Below are 22,076 nucleotides of genomic sequence, written 5' to 3' on the forward strand. Positions count from 1 at the left end.
GCCCCGAAAAAATAAAAGCCTAAAGAGATTTGTGAGTTAGTTCTCGCAACTAAAGGATTTTATTGAATATTATTGGATTTGAACTATTCTGGCTTAAGGAATGGAATTCGTGAATCGATCCTATCAAATTATAAAGACTCCGTTGGGAGATCAGGAAGGTAACATGCTGAAGCTGAAAGATTTTTTAATGCACTACGGTAAGCTGACCTCAGCTGCTCTATTAGTGACCTTAACCGTAGCTTGTGGGAGCGGTGGTGGCTCCGACAATATTCTATGTGGTGGAGAGCCCTGTGAAGATACTACCCCGGAGACTCTGGCTGAAACTGAAGGTACTGACGGTACTATCAGTATTGGTAACGGTTCTGGCTCTTCCTTTGAAACAGGTGTTATTGCTGCCGATATCGGCGCTGCCAGCCTGGCTGCCAATGCCAGTACCGTATTGACGGTAACGGTAGTGGACCAGAGTAATAGTCTGGTGAGTGATCAAGCGAACGTTACCTTTTCTTCCAACTGTGTTGATACGAATTTAGCAAGATTTGATCGCTCCGCAGTGGTGACCAGCTCTGGTTCCGCCAGTGTGACCTACACAGCTGCGGGCTGTGAGGGTGTTGATGTGATAACCGCTACCTCAGGAGAGGTGTCGGCCACGATATCGATAGTCGTTGAAGCGGAAGTGATTAGCATCGGTAGTGGCAGTGGTGCTGACTTCGTTCCCGATGAACTGGCACTGGGTATTGGTGCTGGTGCGCAATTAGCTGCTGGTGGCCAAACCACGATCAATATCAGTATTGCTAATCAGGACGGCGAATTACAGACCGCCGATGTGTCCAGCCCAACGTCAATAAGCCTGACCTCAGGTTGTGTGACACAGGGTTTGGCGACACTTAGCAGTACCTCCATTGATACCGTGACAGGATTAGCCCAGGTTGTATTTACTGATCAGGGTTGTGGTGTAGCGCCCGATGGCACCGTCGATACAATTACCGCGTCAACATTAGGTCTGTCCGCATCGGTTGAGCTGGATATAGCTCCAGATACTGTTAACCAGCTTGAATTTGTTTCGGTAGAGCCCGATATTTTATTCTTAAAAGGTACCGGTGGTGAAGAAACTGCAATCGTCACCTTTAGAGTGGAAGGTCAGTTAGGCGGTCCTGTTGCTGGTGCTGAAGTAGAATTTGCCTTAAGTACTGAAGTGGGTGGTTTAACCCTGCCAGTGTCTGAGGGTGTTACCAACTCTGCAGGTGAAGTATCGGTGACTGTGCAAGCCGGTACTGTTCCAACCTCCGTTCGAATTATTGCTACTGAACAGTCCACCGGTACATCGACTATCTCTGATGGTTTGACCGTGGCTACGGGTATTGCTGATTCCGATAATTTTTCGGTTGTTGCTGAAACCATTAACCCAGAGTGTTGGACAGGTTTACAGGGTAATACTGTCAGTATTACCGCTTTTGTAGGTGATGTATTTAATAACCCTCCACCGGATGGCACTGTCGTTCAGTTTATTACCGAGGGCGGCATCGTTGAGTCTTCATGTAAAACGTCGGGCGGTCGCTGTAGTGTGCAATTTACCTGTACTCCTGAATTTGTTAGTGATGGGCGTATTGAAATCATGGGTTATACCATCGGTGCGGAATCATTTGATGATACCAATACGAATGGTGTGTTTGATGCGGGCGATAGTTTTGTCGCCGCCGATAACGATATTACTGAAGCCTTCCGTGATGATAATGAAAACGGTGTTTATGACGATATCCAATATCTGGATTTTAACGTCAACGGCTCCTTTGATGATGTGGATGGGCAATATACCGGGCCTTCTTGTGATGCTCCGGATGATGGCACAGTCTGTTCTGGCAGCAGTACCTTGCATGTCTTTGATTCTGTAACACTGTCGCAATCCAATCCTAGTGTGACTAGAATTCTTGGTACTGAGAATGTTCCTGCGGTTATGCCAGCAGATACCTTTGCCAATGTTTTCGCTGGCACCAGCTTTTTCGTGGCTAATTCAATAGACCTTTCGCCGGGTGACAATAACGTCTTTTTAGGGACATTAGTGCTGGGTGATAGCAATCTGAATTCGCTGCCATCAGGCACTACGATTGCATTATCTGCTGATAATGGTGAAGTAGCGGGTAGTGGTTTTACGGTATTGAATACCAATCGCCCAGCCTTTATCAATATTATAATGAGTGCTGATGATACGCCCAGTGCGGATGGTGCTTTAACCGTGACCGTGACTGTTCCTGGTTATAGTGCGGTGGAGCTTTCTTTCCCGGTTGACGATAATTAATCTCCGGCAATCTCTGCCATTGCTGCGGCGATAGCAGAGAGATAAAGCGTAGAAATAAAAAAAGCCGGTTGCTAACAGCAACCGGCTTTTTTATTGAAGCCGCTTTTATTTAAGCAATAACGCCAGAGCCTTTGAGTTGTTCAAGGCTGCCGGCATCCAGCCCTAACAGATCTTTTAAAACCTCATCATTATGGCTGCCAAGTTGCGGACCAGACCAGGTTGTTTCTCCGGGGGTGGATTTTAGCTTGGGTAAAATTGCCGGAATCTTTAATGGCTTGCCATCAATTTCAACCTGCTCAAACATGCCGCGCGCTTTGTAGTGCTCATCGTTCATCATATCTTCTACATTGTAGATCGGGCCGACCGGCACACGCTCTGCTTCCAGCGTATCAATAATAGTTTTTGCATCATTATCCAAACACCATTTAGCCAGAGCATTATCAATCTCCACTTCATGAACCACACGGCCAGCGTTATCTGCCATCTCTGGGTTATCTGCCATCTCCGGATAACCGGCGGCAATCATCAGGCGTTTAAAAATAGCGTCGCCGTTACCGCCAATCACCACATATTTTGCATCGCGGCAGCGGAAGGTATTAGTGGGCACGATACCGGTTACCGTAGTACCGGAAGGCTCGCGAATCACCCCAGCGCCGTCATATTCAGGGATGACCGCTTCCATCAAATTAAACATAGACTCGTAAAGGGCAACATCAATCACTTGCCCTTCGCCGTCTTCATTATTACTGCGCTCAATAATCGCCAGAGTTACACCTAGCGCAGCATGGATAGCGGCAATGGTGTCACCAATACTTAAATTAGGGCGTACTGGCGCCTGGTTTTCAAAGCCGTTGACATAGCGAAAGCCACTATAGCCTTCACAGACCGAAGCATAGCCGGGCTTCACTGAATTGGGCCCATCCTGGCCGTAACCGGAGATGCGGGTGTAGATAATACCGGGGTTGCTCTGCTTAATGGCGTCCGGGCCAAGGCCCCATTTTTCCATAACGCCGGGGCGAAAGTTCTCAACTAACACATCAGCCGTATCGATCAGCTTGCGCACCAGCTCTCGGCCTTCTTCGGCCTTTAAGTCGATGGTCACGGATTTCTTATTGCGGCCCAGGCTATGCCACCATAGCGAGGTGCCGTTTTGCACTTCGCGCCAGCCGCGGATAGGGTCACCGCCTTTGGGTGGTTCGACCTTAATCACTTCAGCGCCAAAATAGGCCAGCATAGAGCCAGTAAAAGGGCCTGCCAGTAATTGGCCTAATTCAATAACACGGATGCCTTCAAGGGGGCGTTTACGGCTGGACATGAGCAATAACCTGTCAATCATAAAAAATGGCCGCAAATCATATCATGCCAATCAGTGGATGGCAGAGGCTAAACTGGCCGATAATTCCGGTATTAATGTGATGAATACTCCCTGCAAGCGCTTAATTCACTGACAAATATTTATAATCGGTCTTGAAGCAGGTAACCTTGCCTCCTTTCAGTCATCATTCAATAAGCAAGATTATGCAAACAATTCACCCGGTTCAGGCCGGCGAAACCCTGATAGACCAAGGTTGCTACCATTACTACCGGGTTACTGGCGGTGTAGAGGAAAAAATGCCGGTGCTAGAGCCTTGGTCCCGCCATCAATCCGGTGATGTGGTGATTACCAGAGCAGAAAGAGATGCCAGAGAACTGGGTAGCCAGATTTTAGTGCAATCTGTGTCAGTGGATGGAGCGATTAGTGAATTTGATGTCGTGATGCGCAGCTTTGATCAGCAAACCGTGGCTGAAGTGTCTGCCCACTACCAATGTTTTGGCAACCATGTGATGGTCAAACGGACAGACGCCTATGCCCAGGTGACCGAGCAGAGGGTAGAGCTGGGTGAGTTTATCGTATCGCCCCTGATGCGTATTTATACCGGGGATGTTATCCAGCGTCTGCATGAGTTGGGAGAAAGTCAGGTGTTAGTTCCCTGGATCCGTGACCCAGCCGATTTGCAGCAATTGCTGACGCCCTTAACCAGCCAGCGGCAAGCAAATTTTGAAGAGCAGGAGTCGTTGGTGATTGCCGGGCGGTCAGTGGTCACTGATCGCTACCAATATTTTGGTGGCGAGTATCTGCCGGGTACCTTGTTCTGGCTGGACAAGAACAAGGTATTGCAGCGCTATCTATGGCAGCAGGATGAAAACACCTGTTGGGATACACGTCTGGAGGAATTTCTCAGGGCATAATACCGCTCATAAAAAAAGGGAGTGATAAAGATCACTCCCTTTTTGGCGTAATAGCTGGGTGGCTTAGTGTGCGTGGCCGTGATCCAGCTCTTCAGCAGTGGCTTCGCGAACGCCTTCAATTTTACCTTCAAAGTGCAGCGTTAAACCCGCCAGAGGGTGGTTGCCATCAACCGTTATCGTGTCATCGGTGACCGCAGTGACAGCAACAGTCATTGGGCCATTGGGTGACTCGGCATTAAACTGCATACCCACCTGAATATCCTGATCGGGTGGAAAGGAGGTACGTGGAACCTCTTGTACCATCTCTGGAATATGATCGCCGTAGGCTTCTTCAGGTTTAATCGTGACTTTAAATTCAGCGCCTTCCGTCTTGCCCGTTAGCTCATTTTCAAGGCCGGGGATAATACCCGCAGCACCGTGTAAATAGACCAGGGGTTGTCCTTCCTGTGACTGGTCCATCACTTCACCACTATCATTGGTGAGGGTATATTGAATACTTACAACAGAATTCTGGCCGATTAACATGATTTTTTCCTCAGTAGGTGGACTCGCTATCCACCCAGGCAGCAAGTTTTATTGTTTAATTATGATTCTATATATGGGCTAATCCATGGGGATTTCAAGGGTGGCAGGTACTAAATCACACTTTTCAGCCTTAATGGGGTGCTAGTGTAGCGTTTAAAGACGGTTAATTCGACTTTTTAAAGCATTTGCTGAGCAGCGCAAACCACTGTTGTTGAGTCTTTCTTCCCATGGCTGCCATCACCCGAACCGCAGGCTCCAGATACTGTTATTCAGGCAGTGCTTATCGATAGTGTTAGATGGGTCAATAGCTTGTTGCTGTTATGGCATAGCCTGAGAGGCTGTTGCATTAAACCCTGGTCAGGCCTGCTACCCAAACGGGCGCAATAGGATTGCTGCCCCAAAGTCTTTCGCGTAGTCTGCATGCCAACAAAAGGAGAGTTGTATTAATGAAAGCAGGTTTTGGCAATGTTTTTATTCTGGCATTCAGTAATGCTCTGGCGTTTTCGGTAACGCCAATGATGATGTTGGTGGGCAGCTTGTTAGGTGCGGATATGGCGCCCTCGGTTGATTGGGCCACCTTACCGATTGCACTTATGGTGATCGGCACAGCGATTGGCGTGGTGCCTGCAACAAAACTGATGCAGTCCCTCGGCAGAAAAAATGCGCTGTGGTTATTTATGGGGCTGGGTATAGCTACGTGTTTGTTGGCCAGCGAAAGTCTGGTGTATCACAGTTTTACCTTGTTTTGTGTCTGTGCATTATTTATCGGCGTTACCAATGCGGCGTTGCAGCAAGTTCGTTTTGCGGCGATGGAATGTGTTGATGCCAGCAAAGCGGCGACAGCAGCATCGGTCATTATGTTAGGAGGTGTGTTGGCGGCGATAGTCGGGCCGGAGTTAGCCGTTTTCGGTCGTCACCTGACCGAGATAGATTATCAGGGCTCTTTTTGGTTGGTGGCTGCCAGTACCGGTTTGGCAGCCATACTCTTAACGTTTTTTTCTCCCGCACAACAAGCGGCTGTCACCACTGCCAGCACCACAAGGCCAATCAGAGAGATTCTGCAAAACCGCGCCTTCTGTTTGGCGGTGGCCAGTGGTGTAGTCGGTTATATGGTGATGACTTTTGTTATGACCTGTACACCCATCAGTATGCATAACCATCATGGTCATAGCCTGGCAGATACCAAATGGGTGATTCAATGCCATATTGCCGCGATGTTTTTACCCTCATTAGTGTCGCCCTGGTTATTCCGCCTTTTAGGGATTAGAGGCATGATGGTAACGGGTTTAATATGTTATGCCATTACCATCGCAATTGGGGTGGTTGACACTTCCGTGAATGGTTTTTGGTTACAGTTAGTGATGCTGGGTATTGGCTGGAATTTCTTATTTGTTTCAGGAACCGCTCTGCTGCCCAGTACCTATTTACCGGGTGAGCAATACCGGGCGCAATCGTTTAATGACAGTACCGTATTTTCAATTCAGGCTGTTGCCTCCCTGTCGGCGGGGTGGGCTATCAGCTCAACCAGTTGGCAGGCTGTTTTACTCCTGTGCACAATACCGGTAGGCTTGATGTTGTATGCTTTGCTATGGAGCCGGTCAGCTAAACTGGCAGTCAGCTGAAAGGACGACTTACTATTTTTTGTTAACAAAAGGAAATAAATAGTGACCAAAGAGACCATAAAAACCTTTGCATTAGACCCTCACAGTCCAATGCCTTTGTACTATCAGGTATATACCTCTATTACCGACCGTATCGCTACCACCGAGTTTACCGCTAACCAATTACTACCGTCAGAACGCTTATTGGTTGAGCAGTATGGCGTCAGTCGTATTACCGTTTCCCGCGCGATGGATTTACTAAAAGAAAAAGGTGTTATTCGTTTGCACCATGGCAAAGGGCATTATGTTAATCGACAAAAGCTGCATAACGATCCCACTTCAAGAGCCAGTATCAAAGATTATTTGAGTGAGCAGGGCGTGGAAACCGATTGGCAGGTTTGCCATAAAGAGTGGTTAAATGGCCCGGACAGTGAGTCCATTGGTTTAAACCTGCCAATGGGTAGAAAGTATTTTCAAGCGCAGCTAATGATGCGTAGCGATGGCAAGCCGGTTGGATTTTATTATCTCTATGTGCCCTGGAAAGTAGCGCGAGCTGCTCGTGTTGATGCGATGGATGAAGATAGCCTGTTAACATTTTTGCGGGACTCTCCCACGACTAATAATTGTAAAACCGAGCGCTGTCTGGATGCGATGTTGGCGGAAGGTGCTGCGGCAAACCAGTTACAGTTGGCCGAAGGCTCAGCAATGATGCGGATTGATATTCGGTATACAGCATCCAGCGGTACACTCGTGCAGGCTATGCGTTCTTTTTATCGCGGAGATAGTTTTAGTTATAGATTTTAAGGTTCACAGAGGTCGCTGTTAATATATTCCAGTGCCGTCATAATGTGGTAGTTGGCGTTTGGGTAATTAATAGTCACGGGTTCGGGGTCAATAATGTCTATCGGCGTATTTTTCTGGTAAGCAATCTCCAATGCCATTTGGGTGATATTGACGCTAAACGAGGTGCCCATAAACACGATTTTATCGGCATCGCGCATGCGCTGCTGTGCTTCACTGATGCGGTAATTCTCCGTGTAATATTCATCAAATAACAGCACGTAGGGTTTATAGGCCTGATGTAGTTGAGGCGGTGACTGTTGTTGAATATTAAACAGTGCCAAGAGGGATTCGCTAAGTCTGTCTTCGTCGACATCATCCCAGGGGGTGTCGATAATCTCTACGATCTCCTCCTGCGGGTAAAAAATAGTCCTTTGGTCTAATCGTCCATGAATGGCAATATAGTGTTTATTGCCAGCTTTACCATCCAGACCATCAATATTTTGCGTGATCAAATTTTTATCCGCCAGCCAATGGTGAACCTCGTTGGGGCCGTGGTGGCGATAAGTGGCAAAGCGGTGGTAATACCACGATAAAAACTCAACAGGATTATTGATATACATATGGCGAGTGGCCATTTCCTGTGGTGTATAGTTCTCGCTGTCAATCGTCCAATAACCATCCCGGCCGCGGAAGGTCGGAATACCACTTTCAGCACTGACGCCGGCACCGGTAATATATAGCGTGTTCATTCAAGCTCCGGATTGATGTCCCATAGAAGATTGACGATACTAAAAGCAATTTGCAAAAATGGCTAACTTATTTGTAATAGGCCTCTATGTTTAAAGTTATTCTTAATACGGTAGTCGTGCTGCTGGTTTTTTATCTGGGTTGGTTGGCCAGAGAATGGTCCTTACCCGACGCTGAAAGCACTGTTGTAGCTAGTTCGTCGTTTATAACGGATAACAGGGCAGCGGCACAGATTTACCCCGGGGCAAAGCCACAGCCCAAACAGCAACAGGCTGTGGCGCCCAGCTTTAATGCTCTGTTAGTGGCGCGGGCCTTTGATGAGGCGATAGAGGTCTATGATGAAACTGTAGCGATCGATGAAGTCAGGGCTGCGCAGTATCGCCAGACTCTGCTTAAGTATCTTCGGCTGCGGTTGGACAATAATGATGCCCCGGCCCTGATGGCCTTAATCGATCTGTATTTATCCCGCTACTATGATGATATTGAAGTCTTGCTGGTGTTGGCAGAATTTCAACGTCGGCAAGGCTATGTGGATGAGGCTGCAAGAGTCTTTCAGTTGGCGTTTACTTATGCCTTCCAGCCCGCACAAAAGCAGCGGGTGTCTGACAGTTTTATTAGCTTTGTTAATGCGGTGGATGGTGCGCTGTCCCAACAGCAGCGTTGGCTTGAGTTGCAGGCCTTTTATGAGTTATTGGCCTCTATCGATTTATCGGGGCCAGGCTATAGTTGGCGCTTGGCCAATTTATATGTGCAGTCAGGGGATAGAGTGGCTGCCTATGATCTGTTGTTGCAGCTACAAGAGAATGGCTTTTATGTCGACGAGACAAACCGTTTGCTGGTTTTGCTGGAGCAAGATCAGGCCGGTGATTATACGGCAGCTGCTCGAGATTCCATTGCGCTTGTCAAAAAAGGTAATCACTATTTGGTTCAGGTTATGCTGAATAAAACCACTGAGGCTACCCTGATGATTGATACCGGTGCTTCGGTAACTTCCCTGTCGGCGGATAGCTTTGCTGCACTATCACAATATACCCCGTTACATTATGTCGGTAGCCGGTTATTTAATACGGCCAATGGTGTTACGCAAGGAGATGTCTATTCAGCGGCCAGCCTGAGTCTGGGTAATCAAGAACTCAGTGATATCAATATCGCCGTATTGGATTTTCAATCATCACCGGGGGTGGACGGTTTGTTAGGGATGAATGTACTGCAAAATTTCCGTTTTGAAATTGATCAGGATAAGCAGCAATTATTGCTTAGCCCCCGCTAAAGCAACGCTTGAACAGTGGTCAGTACCGTTTGGTAACGCTGCTTGATATCGCCATCCACCGAGTGGAAATAAAAATTATCAGCGAGGTTGGTATGCAGTAATCGTTTGCTATACGCGGCAAGAATACTCCCGGACCAAAGAATAATATGCGTATCGCTGGTCACGGTTTGCAGTTGTTCAACGCGCTCATTAGCAAACGCCGCTCGATAGGCCTGATCGTATTGATCGCCGGCTTTTAAATAATCCAGCACAGTTTTTTGTACCAGCTCTAACGGAATAGCACTGGTTTGATCGTTGACCTCAAACCAGGGAAAACCGACATACAATTTTTTTGCCATTGACCATGCGATTGATAGATGCTCACCATTATCCCGCGCCGATAAGTCAGGGAAATACTGTGTCATTATTTTTTCCCGCTCCTGATCACTAAAGCTGGCGGCATTTTCCAAAACCAGAGCACTCAGTTTTTCCGGGTAGGCTTTGGCAAACTCAATCCCAATTTGCGCACCAGTAGCGCTGCCATAAATCAGCGGCTGTTGAAGCTTAAGTGCATCAATAAATTGGGCGAGTGCATCCACATAATCGGTGAGCCCCCCTGATAAGCGGGCAGAGAGTCTGATAGGCCATACCCCGGTGTGTCCCATGCAATAGCCCGTGTGCTTGGTGCCAGCAGTTGCAGCAAGGGTTCCATAAACGCGGAAGAGAGCGGCGAGGGGTGTAATAGAATAATCGGGCGGGTATTTTGGGGGCTACCGCTGGTATCCCGATAGTGTATTTGCCATTCATGACCGCCAGTACTAAGGTTGATGTAATGCTTGCGAATAATAGGCTGGGCTGTGTTCATAAGGCCTGCGGCAGGTTGATAGTGATAATGGCTAGTTTATTCCCTGTAGCGCCATTAGCATAGCCCACAAGATAAAGACGTCTGCAAAGGAAGGTCTATGGCATCGGCTGGTTTATTGGCATTACTGGATGATATCGCGACACTGCTGGATGATGTGGCGCTATTAACCAAAGTGGCGGCAAGAAAAACCTCCGGTGTATTAGCCGATGATTTGGCATTAAACGCCCAGCAGGTGTCCGGTGTCAGGGCGGAGCGAGAGTTGCCGGTTGTGTGGGCGGTGGCTAAGGGCTCGGCAAAAAATAAATTAATCATCGTTCCCGCTGCGCTGATGTTAAGTGCCCTGGCCCCCTGGATCATTACACCGCTACTGATGTTGGGTGGGTGTTTTCTTTGTTATGAAGGTTTTGAAAAAATCGTTCATCACCTTTTTTATCATGATACGGATAAGCAGCAAGCACAGCTTGAAAAGCTGCAAGCCGTTGCTGATAGTGAGGTCGATTTAGTGGCCTACGAGCAAGAGAAAATACGCGGAGCTATCAGGACGGACTTTATCTTATCTGCTGAAATTGTAGTGATTGCTTTAGGTACCGTTAAAGACGTGGCCTTCTCCCAGCAGGTGATGGTGGTCTCGTTGATAGCTGCGCTGATTACGGTCGGTGTTTACGGTGTAGTGGCGGCTATTGTGAAGTTGGATGATCTGGGTTTTTATCTATTGCACTCTGAAGCCGCTGGGCGTTGGCAGGCTACCAAGCGGGGAATGGGTAGGGCGATTCTCAGGTTTTGCCCTTATCTGATGAAAACATTGTCGGTGGTGGGAACGGCGGCCATGTTTTTAGTGGGGGCGGAATTTTAATTCATGGCTTGCAGTTATTGCATCAGTGGCAAATTCTGCTGGCGGGGGCTGAGCTGATAGTTGCTATGGGCCCCATGGCCGAAGTGCTATCTACGGTCGCTTATACCGCGGCGGTAGGTGTTGTAGCGGGAGCCATTTTGGTTGCCTTGGGCGGAGTAGCGGCGAAAGTTATGGCGGCGGTTAAAGCTTAGGCTTCAGAGGCCTCCAGTGCTAAAAATAACTGGGCGTACAAAAAGGCGTTGTCACCTTTGGCACGAAACAAATAGCCATCATTATTTTCGGTGACTTCAGGTTGCTGGTGAGCCTCGCAGTCCTGCTCACCGGCTGCAATCGTTGTTAATGCCTGCTTAACCTTTTGCGCATGGGATGCAAATTGAACAGAGTATGTATCTTCATCGCGCCAGATATGCAAATGGGTGCCACGCAGATCTGAAAACACACTGTCCCATTCTTCAGAGGCCAGGTTGCAATGCAGGCGTGCCACTAATTTACTCAGTGAGGATGGCTTATGCTCATGGCCTTCATGACCGCAGACTTGCTCCACCAGGTCGCGGTAATGTTCGCCGGCTTCTTTGCCGGCACTACTGTCTACCTGTACCGTCAGATCGTCGAGAAATAATTCCAGTTCATGCCTCAGTACCAGCATTTCTGTGACTCGGCGTTCAATTTCCAAAAAGCGCTGTTCGGCGATAGTAATAATGTCCGCACCGTGGTTTTTGTCCTCCTTATCAGCCCCCACAATTAACTTGATATCACTCAGGGAAAAACCATAGCGTTGCGCGCTGCGGATAAAACGCAGAGTGCGCTCAGCTTCCTGTGAATAAAGCCGGTAGCCGGACTCTGTGCGGCCAGAAGGCGTTAGTAATTTTTCCTTCTCATAGTAACGCAGTAGCGAGGTGGCCACATTGCCGCGCTTGGCGAGTTCACCAATGGTGATTGCTTCATTACTCATAACAGTCTGTGCTGGTTGTTGGCTCAATAGAACCAAGAATAACATAGTCAGAAAACTAGCGATTAAAAAATCATTAGGCTAGGATATGGGCCTTATTGCTGATTAGTTATTGAGAGTGTTATGCCGAATTATATCCTCGCGACCTATGCTGTTGTGATTGTTGCTTTATTCCTTTGGAGTTTCCGCTGGGGGGATAATACCTCACCCCGATTATGGTTTTTACGCTTAATGATGTTTGGCATGTGGTATGACAACTGTATGCAGAGCCTGGGTAATTGGGCGATGGATTTTGATTGGTATTTACCGCTAAGTTATCCGCGCTGGGCATTGCATGTATTGGTATTGCCCTTTATGTGGATTTTTACGGTGTCTATTATGCGGTTGGCCGGTATTCGTTTTGCGGAGAATCGGCTGTTTGTCAGTATTGTCTGGGTGATTATTGCCGTATCAGTGGCTTATGGCGTATGGGTAGATGTGATTACCCAGCAGCTGGAGCTGATAGAGCCGCTCGGGGTGGCTAAATATACCAGTGCTCATAGTGCGCCTCCCTATCCCACACTCTTGGCGAATACCGCGGTTATTATAATGTCGATTGCCATCTGGCGGGTCAGTGGTTGGCCCTGGTTATTTGCCGGTGCGGCGTTTATTTTTGTGGTTAATGGCGGTACGGCGGGGCAGGAGTGGAGCTTCCTATCGGGCAATATGGCTGAAGTGGTCTTTATATTTGCGTTGCTGAATACCGAAAAGCATTTTAACCCTGTCCGGCGCTAGTGCCGGATGGTACGGTGACTATCTTTCCAGCTTCCTATGTTGGCCTTAAGTGATTCAAACACTATTCTACCTGCCCATTGCTGGCAGGTAGAATAGCTTGAGCCCATTTAGAATGAGTAGCTAACTGTCACTGCGGTTTCTGTATCCGCATGCTTGGTATCGGCGGGTACTTCTTCCTTGTATTTAACGGTATACGAAAGAACAATCGATACTTCACCAATCACCTTTACTTCAAGCGCTGTTCTTGAATTGCTGATGGTATTGTCTTCACCCGCTTCAACATTAAAGCCTTGAGTAAACGTCGAGTTTTCTGCAAAGTCCCAGATATAGTTGGTGAACATTCTGACGACCGCTTCTTCGCTGTCTTCGCCGTTGTCTTCATCATCGACTTTGCTGTAGCGATAACCAGGACCGATTTCAGCATTCCATTCCATCGTGTCGTTATCCAGAATGGTTCGTCCATAACCCATCGAGAATGTGGTGATATAGTCAAAGCCACTAAAGCGATCATCGTCATAGGAGTGATAACCGTAGATATAGTCTTTTTCATTATATTTATAGGATAAGCGGTTTGCTAAAAAATATTTCTCAGCGGTATTGATGCCGTCACTCTGGGAGTAAGAAGAGCTGAATAAGAAGGTGTATTTCCAGTCCTCTGTTTCACGGAAAATTTCGGCTCTGCTTTTGGTAGAGGTTTCTTCGGTATTGCCATTGGTATCCACAAAACCAAATTCCACACTGCCTGTCCATAATTTGGTTTCTTCTTCAATATCAGCAGCGGCTTCGGCAATATCGGCGGCTACATCTTTAATATCTTCCGCTTCTTCCGTAATTTCTTCGGCGTCGCTGCCATCACTGCTGTCAATTTGGCTGGTCAGTTGTTCGAGTTGTTCCGTCAGTGCCTGAATTTCGGCATTGAGTGCTTCAACTTTTTGGCTGGCCTCCGGGGTCATAGCTCTTTCTTCTTCGGCCAGCGATTGGTTGGCGGCTAAAAGACTGGCTACCAAAGAGGCAGCCAGAGTTTTCTGTAATACTCTGAGTTTCATTGTGGGTCCTTAATAAAAATATACGTTAAAAAATTATTGTTGTTGTAAGTGAACATCCATTTGTGGGAAAGGTATGCTAATGCCTTCCTGATCAAAACGGAGTTTTATGGTTTCCAGTAATTCAAATTTGGTAGGCCAGTAATCCGCCGAGTTAACCCATGGGCGCACTACAAAGTTAACTGAGGAGTCGGCCAGTTCCGCTACTGCTATGGTCACCGCAGGGTCTTTTAGTACACGGCTTTCGTTGTTGATAATTTCTTCAAGTACATGTTTGGCTTTGCGAATATCGGCATCGTAGCCAATGCCCACGATTAAATCGATCCGGCGGGTGGCTTCCATAGAGTAGTTGGTGATATTGCCGCCCATAATATTGGAATTGGGAATAATAATAACTTTGTTATCACCGGTCTTCATTTTCGTGCTAAAAATGCCGACTTCATCAATAACACCCATTTCGCCTGCGGCCTCTACAAAATCACCGGAGCGAATAGGGCGGAATAATATCAGCAGTACACCGGAAGCGAAGTTGGAGAGGGAGCCCTGCAGGGCAAAACCAACGGCTAAACCTGCGGCACCAATAATGGCAACAAAGGATGCGGTTTCAATACCGATTTGACCCAGTGCAGCAATAATCGCAAAAGCAAATAAAGCGGTATAGATAATACTGCCAACAAAATTGCTGATGGTTTTGTCGACGTTTTTCTTATTCATGCTGTTGGTGATGGCATTGGCGATGGCTCTTGCCAACCATTTACCAATAATAAAAATGGCGAGTGCAGTAATTAGTTGCACGCCATAGGTAACAATCAAGTTAGGTGCGTCTTCAAGTAGCTTATCGATATTAAATTCCATAATGCTCTCCGGTATTGTTGACGGACTATTAATAAGGCAGGTTTTGTTATTTGTTAGGCTTTTTTATTTTGGTGACGGCATTCTATCAGCTTGTGAGGAATAAAATAGGGGGAGTGGTCAGCTGTAATTGGTTTGGCTCCTTGATGGAGGTGGGTAGATTTTGGTGGGGGTGTTCAGCGTATGAGTTTTAATGGGCTTTGGGCTAGCCCCCTCATCGCCTTAAGATCAGGCATTCTTTCAAGTTTGTTGAAACCAGTATCGTAGGGTGGATTACAATCCACCAAACCCAGCCATCAGTTACCCTATACCGGTGGATTATAATCCACCCTACGGGCTAAGCCCCTGCCCAGTGCTGCTCGTTCCCTGCCTAGTCAAAATTAGGAGGCCGTAGCGAAAGCCCCCGATAAGCCCCGGTAAAATCTAACGACCGCCTAATGGGTCCTGAGGTGAAACGCCAACCACCCGTGCGCCGGTGAAAAACTCAATTGACTGGGAGTGCCCTTCTTCGCCAATCCCGGACAAACCCCAGGCAGAACGTGGCGCTGAACCGCTTAAGCTCAATAGGCTATAGCCATTGATCTTGACCCCACCGGTGCGCATTTCGCGGGCAAATGCCAGTGCGCGTTCTTCGTTTTCACTGTAAACGTAACCCGCCAAACCAAACGGCGTACCATTGGCCAGGGCCAATGCTTCAGCGTCGGTGGAGAAGGTGTGAACCGCAGCTACCGGGCCAAAGACTTCTTCTATCGTGTCTTCAGGCTTGCAGCCATCGATTAAGGTTGGCGCAATAAAATAGCCATTGAGGTCAGGCAGCTTGGTGGATGACAGTGCCTTGCCGCCTTTGGCTACCAGGTCGTCAATCGCTTGCAGGTTGGCTTTATACTGGCCAGCATGAACCATTGGGCCCATCTCGGTAGCTTCCAATAGCGAGTCACCCAACTTAATTTTTTCCAGTTTTTCCAGCACAGCATCCAGCAACTGTGTCTTTATGCTTTCATGAACAACCAGGCGCCCTAAAGCGCGGCACCACTGAGCATTTAAGTTAGTCATGCCAAATACAATGCCCGTGGCTGTTTTGTCGATATCACAATCTTCAAAAGCGACTAAGGCATTATTGCCGCCAAGCTCTAACTGAGTGGGTTTAAAGTCATCGGCACAGGCGCGTGCAATGGCTCGTCCACCGGCTAAGCCGCCAGTAAAAGAGACGGATTTAATGCGGGGGTCTTCCACCATGGGGCTGCCAATCGTGCGGTTGCCAATAGTGAGTTGGAAGGTGCCTTTGGGCAGGCCGACCTTTTCAATCGCCTGAGCCATAACAATGGCGGAGTGGGGTGCCCATTCTGAAGGTTTTAAAATACAGGGCGCACCGGCGGCTAAAGCACTGGCGATTTTATGGGAGCCTATTGCTGTCGGGCCATTCCAGGGTGAGATAAGTAGGCTGGGGCCCCAGGGGCGCATAAAGTAATCGACATCACCTTTGGGGCCGGGGACTTTATGGTCCAGACCGCCATCGCGAATAAATTGTGCCGCGCCTTTAAATACCATGGGCACAATCGCCGCCATCTTACGGGTGGTATGGACAATAGCGCCGGTGGTGATTGAGTCCGAGTAGCTAATCACTTCGGCCATATCTGGTTTGGCCAGTTCGTCGCCAATCTTATCTAGAATATCGGCTCGCTCTGCCGCAGGCGTATGCTCCCATTCGCCCCCTTCATAGGCGGTGTGGGCCGCTTGCAGGGCTTCTTCAACCTGCTCCGGGTCGCAGGATAACTGGGCCTGGATCGGTTCGGCGGTATTGGCATTACAAAGGCTGTTGTTGCGATCAACGGTGGGCACTGAGGTGCCGCCATTAATATAATTGATCAATTCCGGTAGTTGTGGGCTCATAGATAACGATGACCGTAATGTAAGTGCTGAAAAGATGGCCGAGATTATAGCTGAAGGAAGGAGGAAGAGGAATCTTTGTATTAAAGCTATATCTTTAGGTCAATTGATGGGTTGGTAGGGTAAAAGAGCTAGGCCCCGGTAAGCCGGGGCCCAGCAGGCCGTGTTAGGCAACACCGTAGGCGAGCATAGCGTCGGCAACCTTGATAAAGCCGGCAATATTGGCGCCTTTTACATAGTTCATATAGCCGTCATCATCACCGTGCTTGGCGCACTGGGCGTGGATACCGGTCATAATATCCTTCAGTTTCTGCTCCAGATCCTCCTCGGTCCAGGACATACGCAAGCTGTTTTGGCTCATTTCCAGGCCAGAGACGGCTACACCTCCGGCATTAGCGGCTTTACCCGGGCCATACAGCAATTTGGCGGCCTGTAAGACATGGATGGCTTCTACCGTGGTGGGCATATTGGCCCCCTCAGAGACGGCTTTACAGCCATTGGCCACCAATGCTTTAGCGTCGTCGGCATCCAGCTCATTTTGCGTGGCGCAAGGGAAGGCTAAGTCGCATTTAACCTCCCAAGGGCGTTTGCCCGCATGGAATTCACAGCCATATTTTTCGGCATATTCGGCAATGCGCCCGCGTTTTACAGTTTTTAGCTCAATGATAAAAGCCAGTTTTTCCGCATCGATACCGTCCGGGTCATAAATAAAGCCCGATGAGTCGGACATGGTGACAACCTTGCCGCCGAGGTGGTTAATTTTCTGGGTGCAGTAAGTCGCTACATTACCGGAGCCTGATACCACGCAGGTTTTCCCGGCAATCGAGTCACCGTGGTGTTTCAGCATTTCTTCCATAAAGAAGGCATTGCCGTAGCCGGTAGCTTCGGTGCGAATCAGGCTGCCGCCAAATTCCAGCGCCTTGCCGGTTAACACACCCGTAAACTCGTGGGCCAGACGCTTATACTGGCCAAACATATAGCTGATTTCACGGGCGCCTACGCCAATATCGCCGGCGGGTACATCGGTGTTAGCGCCAATATGGTGGTAGAGCTCGGTCATAAAGGCCTGGCAAAAACGCATTACTTCGCGGTCAGATTTACCCTTGGGGTTAAAGTCCGAGCCTCCTTTACCAGCGCCCATGGGCAGTGTGGTCAGGCTGTTCTTAAAGGTTTGTTCAAAGCCGAGGAATTTTAAAATCGACAAATTTACCGACGGGTGAAAGCGCAGGCCGCCTTTATAGGGGCCTATAGAGTTATTAAACTGCACTCGATAGCCGCGGTTTACCCGGATATTGCCTGCGTCATCTTCCCAGTTAACCCGAAATATCACCGTGCGGTCAGGCTCGGTCATACGTTGGATAATGCCGGCCTGCTGGTATTTGGGGTTTTCAAGAATAAATGGGATAACCGACTCAGCTACTTCATAAACCGCCTGGTGAAACTCAGGTTCCCCAGGTGTTCTTTTTTTCAGCCCTTCCATAAAATGATCGAGAGATAAGTCTTCGTACATAGCGCCCTCCAGTGACAGCTTGTGTATTGGTTTTTATTGGCTAACAACCTTGCCGAGCCTTTACTTACAGGTAAGTTATTTCTGGTTAGCGCCCGGGCAAGTTTTCAGTGTAGACGAATTTATCCGTAGAGAAGTATATATCCCTGCTTCTTTATGGGGCGGGTGAGTTTAAGTCTAAATATTGCGCTTACATATTGTCCCTACATATTGCCGTGGCTTTAAAATTATCGTTTAATGCGTAGCTGGTTTATGGGGTAAGGGGTTGGTCTTGATGGCCAGATAGCCGATAAGCCAGTAGCTTGGATTGTTGTGGTTAAAGCTGTAGTCACCTATAGCTTAATGCAGTAGCTTAATGCAGTAGCTCAATACAATAGCTGAATACAATAAAACGTAAGCACAATAAGTGCCCTAATGGCTTCTTCCATTGGTGGGCATAAACAATAAGCAAAATAATCAAACAGGGGATGTCGATGTCTAACCGTTTTCATATAGCGGTTGTTGGTTCAGGCCCGGCGGGCTTGAGCGCGGCGGGTCGCGCTGCTTTTTATGATAAGCAGAAACGTGAAGCTGACCCCTCTCATGACTATACCCACGTCCTCCTTGAATCCTTTGAAAAACCGGCCAAAACCATCCAGCGCTACCAAAAGGGCAAGCATGTTATGGCTGAGCCGGGTTTTTTGGATCTGCGTAGTGATTTTGACTTTGCTGCCGGTAGCCGTGAAACCATCCTGGGTGGCTGGGAGCAGCGGGTAGACGATAGCGACGTTAATATTCGCTATAACACCGAAGTGACCAAAATTGAGGGCCAAAAAGGCGATTTTGCCCTGACCCTTAAAGATGGTTCAGTCATTCATGCAGACTATGTGATTTTGGCGATTGGCCTTGAGGGTAACCCGCGTAAATTGGGTGTGCCCGGCGAAGACTTTCCACTGGTTCAATATACGCTGGATGATCCTACCGCCCATAGCGATGAAACTGTGGTCGTGGTGGGTGCCGGTGACTCCGCCATTGAGAATGCGCTGGGTCTGGTCAAGCAGAATAAAGTGGCCATCCTGAATCGTCGCGATGAATTTTCCAGGGCGAAGGAGGGCAACCTGAATGCCATACTCGCCGCCAATGCTGATGCCTCCGTACCACTGACCTGTTACTACAGCACCAGTGTTAAACACATTACCCAGACCGAAGAAGGCGGCTATGAGATTACCCTCAATACCTCAGAGGGTGAAGAGAGCTTTGCCTGTGACCGGGTGATTGCCCGTTTGGGTGGTGTACCGCCCAGAGGTTTTGTGGAGTCGATTGGTGTTGAGTTCCCCAACAAAAAGCCCGACGCAATCCCTGAGTTAACCGGCAAATATGAATCCAATGTTGAGGGTTTATATATTATCGGCTCTCTTGCCGGTTACCCGCTCATTAAGCAGGCGATGAACCAGGGCTATGATGTTGTCGAATATATTCTCGGCCACGACATCAAACCCGCCGACCACCCTTTATTAGAGCTGCAATTTAATTTGCTGCCCTACCTGAAAGATGTTGATGATCTCGTTACCCTGTTTCAGCAGCGTATACCCATGTTCCGGGAAATGAACGCTCTGCAGTTTCGTGAGTTGGTGATTGAAAGCGACATTTTGGTGAGTTACGAAGATGGCCCGATGCTGGAGGATGTGCAGTCCAAGGCCAAAGCGTTGGAAGAAAAACTGGCCCAGCGTGATCCGCGCCCGCGTTTTACTAAAATTATTCGCGCCGGTGATGCTATCTATCGCGATGGAGACTTTACCAACTCCTTCTTCACCATTGTTGAAGGCGAAGTCAAAGTGGATATGCCCGGTATTGCCAAGCCGATGACCTATACCCGCGGCCAGTTTTTTGGTGAGGCCAGCTTGCTATCTGGCAGGCCCCGTGAAGGCAATGCCATTGCCGGCAAAGATTGTATTATTGTAGAAACACCCCGTCGTACCATGGTTAAACTGATGAACTCCAATGATGAAGTTCGCGATGGTATCGATTTAATTTTTATTGTTCGCGCCCTGCAAAAACATGTGGCGCCGCAATTATCCGTGGCAAAACTCAGCGAGTTTGCAGCATCGGCTGAGCTGCGTACATATAAAGCCGGTGAGGTGTTATTTAAGCAGGGTGAGGTTGGTGACTCGCTGCATATTATTCGCCGTGGCTCGGTGAGTTTATTGCGAGAAACCAACGGCGAAAAAATTGTAGTGGCCCAGCACCAGTCCGGAAAAATTGTGGGCGAAATGTCTTTGATGGGTGATCCCATTCGACGCGAGACCGCCACCGCCGCTGTATTGACCGAAACGATAGAACTCGATAGAAAATCCTTTATGCGCCTGGTAAAAGCAGATACCTCCCGGATTGAAGTGCTGCAAAGCAATGCCAGTGAGCGCGCAGTGACCCATACCACCATGGAGGCCCGCCCCGAAGTGGGTTCGGTGATGCAGTTCTTAATGGACGAAGGTTTGGGTGAGGCAACTAACTGCTTAGTGATTGCAGAAGACCTTTGTGTCGGCTGTGATAATTGTGAAAAAGCCTGCGCCGAAACCCATAATGGGATTTCTCGTTTGGATAGAAAGTCCGGTGCCTCCTACGGCGAATTACATATCCCTGTTTCCTGCCGTCATTGTGAACAGCCCCACTGTATGAAAGATTGCCCACCCAATGCGATTCACCGGGCATCCAGTGGTGAGGTGTTTATCGACAACAATTGTATTGGTTGTGGTAACTGCGAATCTAACTGCCCTTACGATGTCATTAAGCTGGCCTACGATGCACCGAAAAAACCCGGCTTCTGGAGTTGGTTATTGTTTGGTTCCGGTTCAGGCCCAGGCGAAGAGCTTGGCTATAGCCCAGATGAAGTCGCCAAGAAGAAAGGCAAAAAAGCCGTTAAGTGTGATGCCTGTATGAGTCAGCCCAGTGGCCCGGCCTGCGTTAACTCCTGCCCGACAGGGGCCGCAGCCCGGCTATCGCCCGAACAATTTCTGCAACTGGTAGAGAAGCGCTAAGCGATGCATGACAATATTTTAAAATTTAAAAACGGCCGCTACTTTTTTATTACCGTAGCGATGCTCGCCATTTGTTTTGCTATCTACGCCACTCAGGGTGGTAAACAGCCTGCCAATGGCGGCACCTGGCAGGGTTATGTATTAGGTACGCTGGGGGCGGTATTAATTGTTTGGTTAACCGCGCTGGGCAAGCGCAAACGCAACTATAGTTCGCGGCTGGGTTCGATGCAGGGTTGGGCCTCTGCACATGTTTATCTGGGAACCAGTTTGCTGATAGTGGCTACCCTGCATTGCGCGGTGCAGTTTGGCTATAACGTGCATACTCTGGCCTACGGCTTAATGTGCCTGGTTATCTTTAGTGGCTTTGGCGGTGTCTATGTCTATATGCGTTACCCCAGTTTAAGTGCGCGCAATCGGGCCAATAGCTCCCGTGCAGAATTGTTTGCCGAGCTTGCAAGCCTGAACGAAAGCGTTCGCAAGCTGAGTAAAAATTGCGACCCGCAAGTTCATGCGGTCGTTGATAGCGCTATCGATAGAACCAATATTGGTGGCGGTGCGGTGGCCCAGCTTATGGCTATTGATGCATCGCAAATGTTAAAAGAGGCTGATGAAGACAGCTTGCGCACGGCGGCATCCAGAGTCAGCAATAAAGACCAGCAAGCCGTGGTCGATTTTATCGCCCAGCGCATTCCTCGCAGCCGTAAACAGGATGAATCTGCCACCTTACAAGAATTGCTGACGATGTTGTGCCGCCGTCAGGCGCTGCTGCGAAAAATTCGTAAAGATATTCAATTACAGGGCTGGATGCAGATTTGGCTGTATCTTCATATACCGCTAACCATTGCTTTATTGTTTGCATTGGCGGTACATATTATTGCTGTATTTTTTTACTGGTAGACCCACGC

At 48.5% G+C, this 22,076-nt stretch carries 18 protein-coding genes and 1 pseudogene; 9 read left to right on the forward strand and 10 right to left on the reverse strand.

Going from position 1 to position 22,076, the window contains the following annotated elements; genetic code table 11:
- The first annotated feature begins 163 nt into the window (after positions 1-163).
- Positions 164-2,293: a hypothetical protein gene (locus tag BST96_RS10795; protein ID WP_085758715.1), complete on the forward strand. Its 2,130-nt coding sequence runs from the start codon at positions 164-166 to the stop codon at positions 2,291-2,293.
- A 109-nt stretch (positions 2,294-2,402) separates the two neighbouring features.
- On the opposite strand, the gene BST96_RS10800 is transcribed toward BST96_RS10795, so the two are convergent.
- Positions 2,403-3,608, reverse strand: a complete 1,206-nt coding sequence (locus BST96_RS10800; protein WP_085758716.1) for a CaiB/BaiF CoA transferase family protein — start codon at positions 3,606-3,608, stop codon at positions 2,403-2,405.
- 203 nt (positions 3,609-3,811) lie between these two features.
- Between BST96_RS10800 and BST96_RS10805 the strand changes: the two genes are divergently transcribed.
- On the forward strand, positions 3,812-4,522 hold the full coding sequence (locus BST96_RS10805; RefSeq protein ID WP_085758717.1) for a hypothetical protein: 711 nt from the start codon (positions 3,812-3,814) through the stop codon (positions 4,520-4,522).
- 63 nt (positions 4,523-4,585) lie between these two features.
- Here BST96_RS10805 and BST96_RS10810 read toward each other — a convergent pair whose 3' ends face one another.
- Positions 4,586-5,047: an FKBP-type peptidyl-prolyl cis-trans isomerase gene (locus BST96_RS10810; RefSeq protein WP_085758718.1), complete on the reverse strand. Its 462-nt coding sequence runs from the start codon at positions 5,045-5,047 to the stop codon at positions 4,586-4,588.
- A 446-nt stretch (positions 5,048-5,493) separates the two neighbouring features.
- Between BST96_RS10810 and BST96_RS10815 the strand changes: the two genes are divergently transcribed.
- Both BST96_RS10815 and BST96_RS10820 read left to right on the forward strand, forming a co-directional pair.
- Positions 5,494-6,669 (forward strand): MFS transporter, encoded by a 1,176-nt coding sequence (locus BST96_RS10815; protein ID WP_085758719.1) that lies wholly within the window; start codon positions 5,494-5,496, stop codon positions 6,667-6,669.
- Positions 6,670-6,711: 42 nt separating this feature from the next.
- Positions 6,712-7,452, forward strand: coding sequence for a GntR family transcriptional regulator (locus tag BST96_RS10820; RefSeq protein ID WP_085758720.1), 741 nt, complete (start codon positions 6,712-6,714; stop codon positions 7,450-7,452).
- Here BST96_RS10820 and BST96_RS10825 read toward each other — a convergent pair.
- Positions 7,449-8,180: an SIR2 family NAD-dependent protein deacylase gene (locus tag BST96_RS10825; RefSeq protein ID WP_085758721.1), complete on the reverse strand. Its 732-nt coding sequence runs from the start codon at positions 8,178-8,180 to the stop codon at positions 7,449-7,451. The genes BST96_RS10820 and BST96_RS10825 overlap by 4 nt on opposite strands.
- An 86-nt stretch (positions 8,181-8,266) precedes the next feature.
- Here BST96_RS10825 and BST96_RS10830 point away from each other — a divergent pair, with 86 nt between their 5' ends.
- The gene (locus BST96_RS10830) at positions 8,267-9,448 is read left to right on the forward strand and encodes a retropepsin-like aspartic protease (RefSeq protein ID WP_085758722.1); all 1,182 of its coding nucleotides are present in this window, start codon (positions 8,267-8,269) and stop codon (positions 9,446-9,448) included.
- On the opposite strand, the gene BST96_RS10835 is transcribed toward BST96_RS10830, so the two are convergent.
- Both BST96_RS10835 and BST96_RS20440 read right to left on the reverse strand, forming a co-directional pair.
- Positions 9,445-10,026 (reverse strand): alpha/beta fold hydrolase, encoded by a 582-nt coding sequence (locus BST96_RS10835; protein WP_085758723.1) that lies wholly within the window; start codon positions 10,024-10,026, stop codon positions 9,445-9,447. The genes BST96_RS10830 and BST96_RS10835 overlap by 4 nt on opposite strands.
- Entirely contained in the window at positions 9,975-10,292 is a 318-nt protein-coding gene (locus BST96_RS20440; RefSeq protein WP_157117927.1) for an alpha/beta fold hydrolase, read from the reverse strand. Before BST96_RS20440 ends, BST96_RS10835 begins: the two co-directional genes overlap by 52 nt.
- A 97-nt stretch (positions 10,293-10,389) precedes the next feature.
- Between BST96_RS20440 and BST96_RS10840 the strand changes: the two are divergent.
- A pseudogene (locus BST96_RS10840) lies at positions 10,390-11,336 on the forward strand (DUF808 domain-containing protein).
- Here BST96_RS10840 and BST96_RS10845 read toward each other — a convergent pair.
- A complete protein-coding gene (locus tag BST96_RS10845) occupies positions 11,333-12,097 on the reverse strand; it encodes a MerR family transcriptional regulator (protein ID WP_169713968.1) in 765 nt (254 codons plus the stop codon). The pseudogene BST96_RS10840 and the gene BST96_RS10845 overlap by 4 nt on opposite strands.
- A 120-nt stretch (positions 12,098-12,217) precedes the next feature.
- Between BST96_RS10845 and BST96_RS10850 the strand changes: the two genes are divergently transcribed.
- Positions 12,218-12,868: a hypothetical protein gene (locus BST96_RS10850; RefSeq protein WP_085758725.1), complete on the forward strand. Its 651-nt coding sequence runs from the start codon at positions 12,218-12,220 to the stop codon at positions 12,866-12,868.
- Between the two features lie 107 nt (positions 12,869-12,975).
- On the opposite strand, the gene BST96_RS10855 is transcribed toward BST96_RS10850, so the two are convergent.
- The 4 genes from BST96_RS10855 to gdhA form a co-directional block, all read right to left on the reverse strand.
- Positions 12,976-13,914, reverse strand: a complete 939-nt coding sequence (locus BST96_RS10855) for a DUF481 domain-containing protein (RefSeq protein ID WP_085758726.1) — start codon at positions 13,912-13,914, stop codon at positions 12,976-12,978.
- Between the two features lie 33 nt (positions 13,915-13,947).
- Positions 13,948-14,766 carry a mechanosensitive ion channel family protein gene (locus BST96_RS10860; protein WP_085758727.1) on the reverse strand — a complete coding sequence of 273 codons (819 nt, stop codon included), beginning with the start codon at positions 14,764-14,766 and terminating at the stop codon, positions 13,948-13,950.
- A gap of 420 nt (positions 14,767-15,186) precedes the next feature.
- The gene (locus BST96_RS10865; RefSeq protein WP_085758728.1) at positions 15,187-16,653 is read right to left on the reverse strand and encodes an aldehyde dehydrogenase family protein; all 1,467 of its coding nucleotides are present in this window, start codon (positions 16,651-16,653) and stop codon (positions 15,187-15,189) included.
- Between the two features lie 163 nt (positions 16,654-16,816).
- Positions 16,817-18,160, reverse strand: coding sequence for an NADP-specific glutamate dehydrogenase (gene gdhA, locus BST96_RS10870; protein WP_085758729.1), 1,344 nt, complete (start codon positions 18,158-18,160; stop codon positions 16,817-16,819).
- A gap of 470 nt (positions 18,161-18,630) precedes the next feature.
- On the opposite strand from gdhA, the gene BST96_RS10875 reads away from it, so the two are divergent.
- Positions 18,631-21,171 (forward strand): cyclic nucleotide-binding domain-containing protein, encoded by a 2,541-nt coding sequence (locus tag BST96_RS10875; protein ID WP_085758730.1) that lies wholly within the window; start codon positions 18,631-18,633, stop codon positions 21,169-21,171.
- Between the two features lie 3 nt (positions 21,172-21,174).
- The gene (locus BST96_RS10880) at positions 21,175-22,068 is read left to right on the forward strand and encodes a hypothetical protein (protein ID WP_085758731.1); all 894 of its coding nucleotides are present in this window, start codon (positions 21,175-21,177) and stop codon (positions 22,066-22,068) included.
- The last annotated feature ends 8 nt before the right edge of the window (positions 22,069-22,076 follow it).

This window comes from Oceanicoccus sagamiensis (assembly GCF_002117105.1).
Classification (GTDB): domain Bacteria; phylum Pseudomonadota; class Gammaproteobacteria; order Pseudomonadales; family Dasaniaceae; genus Oceanicoccus; species Oceanicoccus sagamiensis.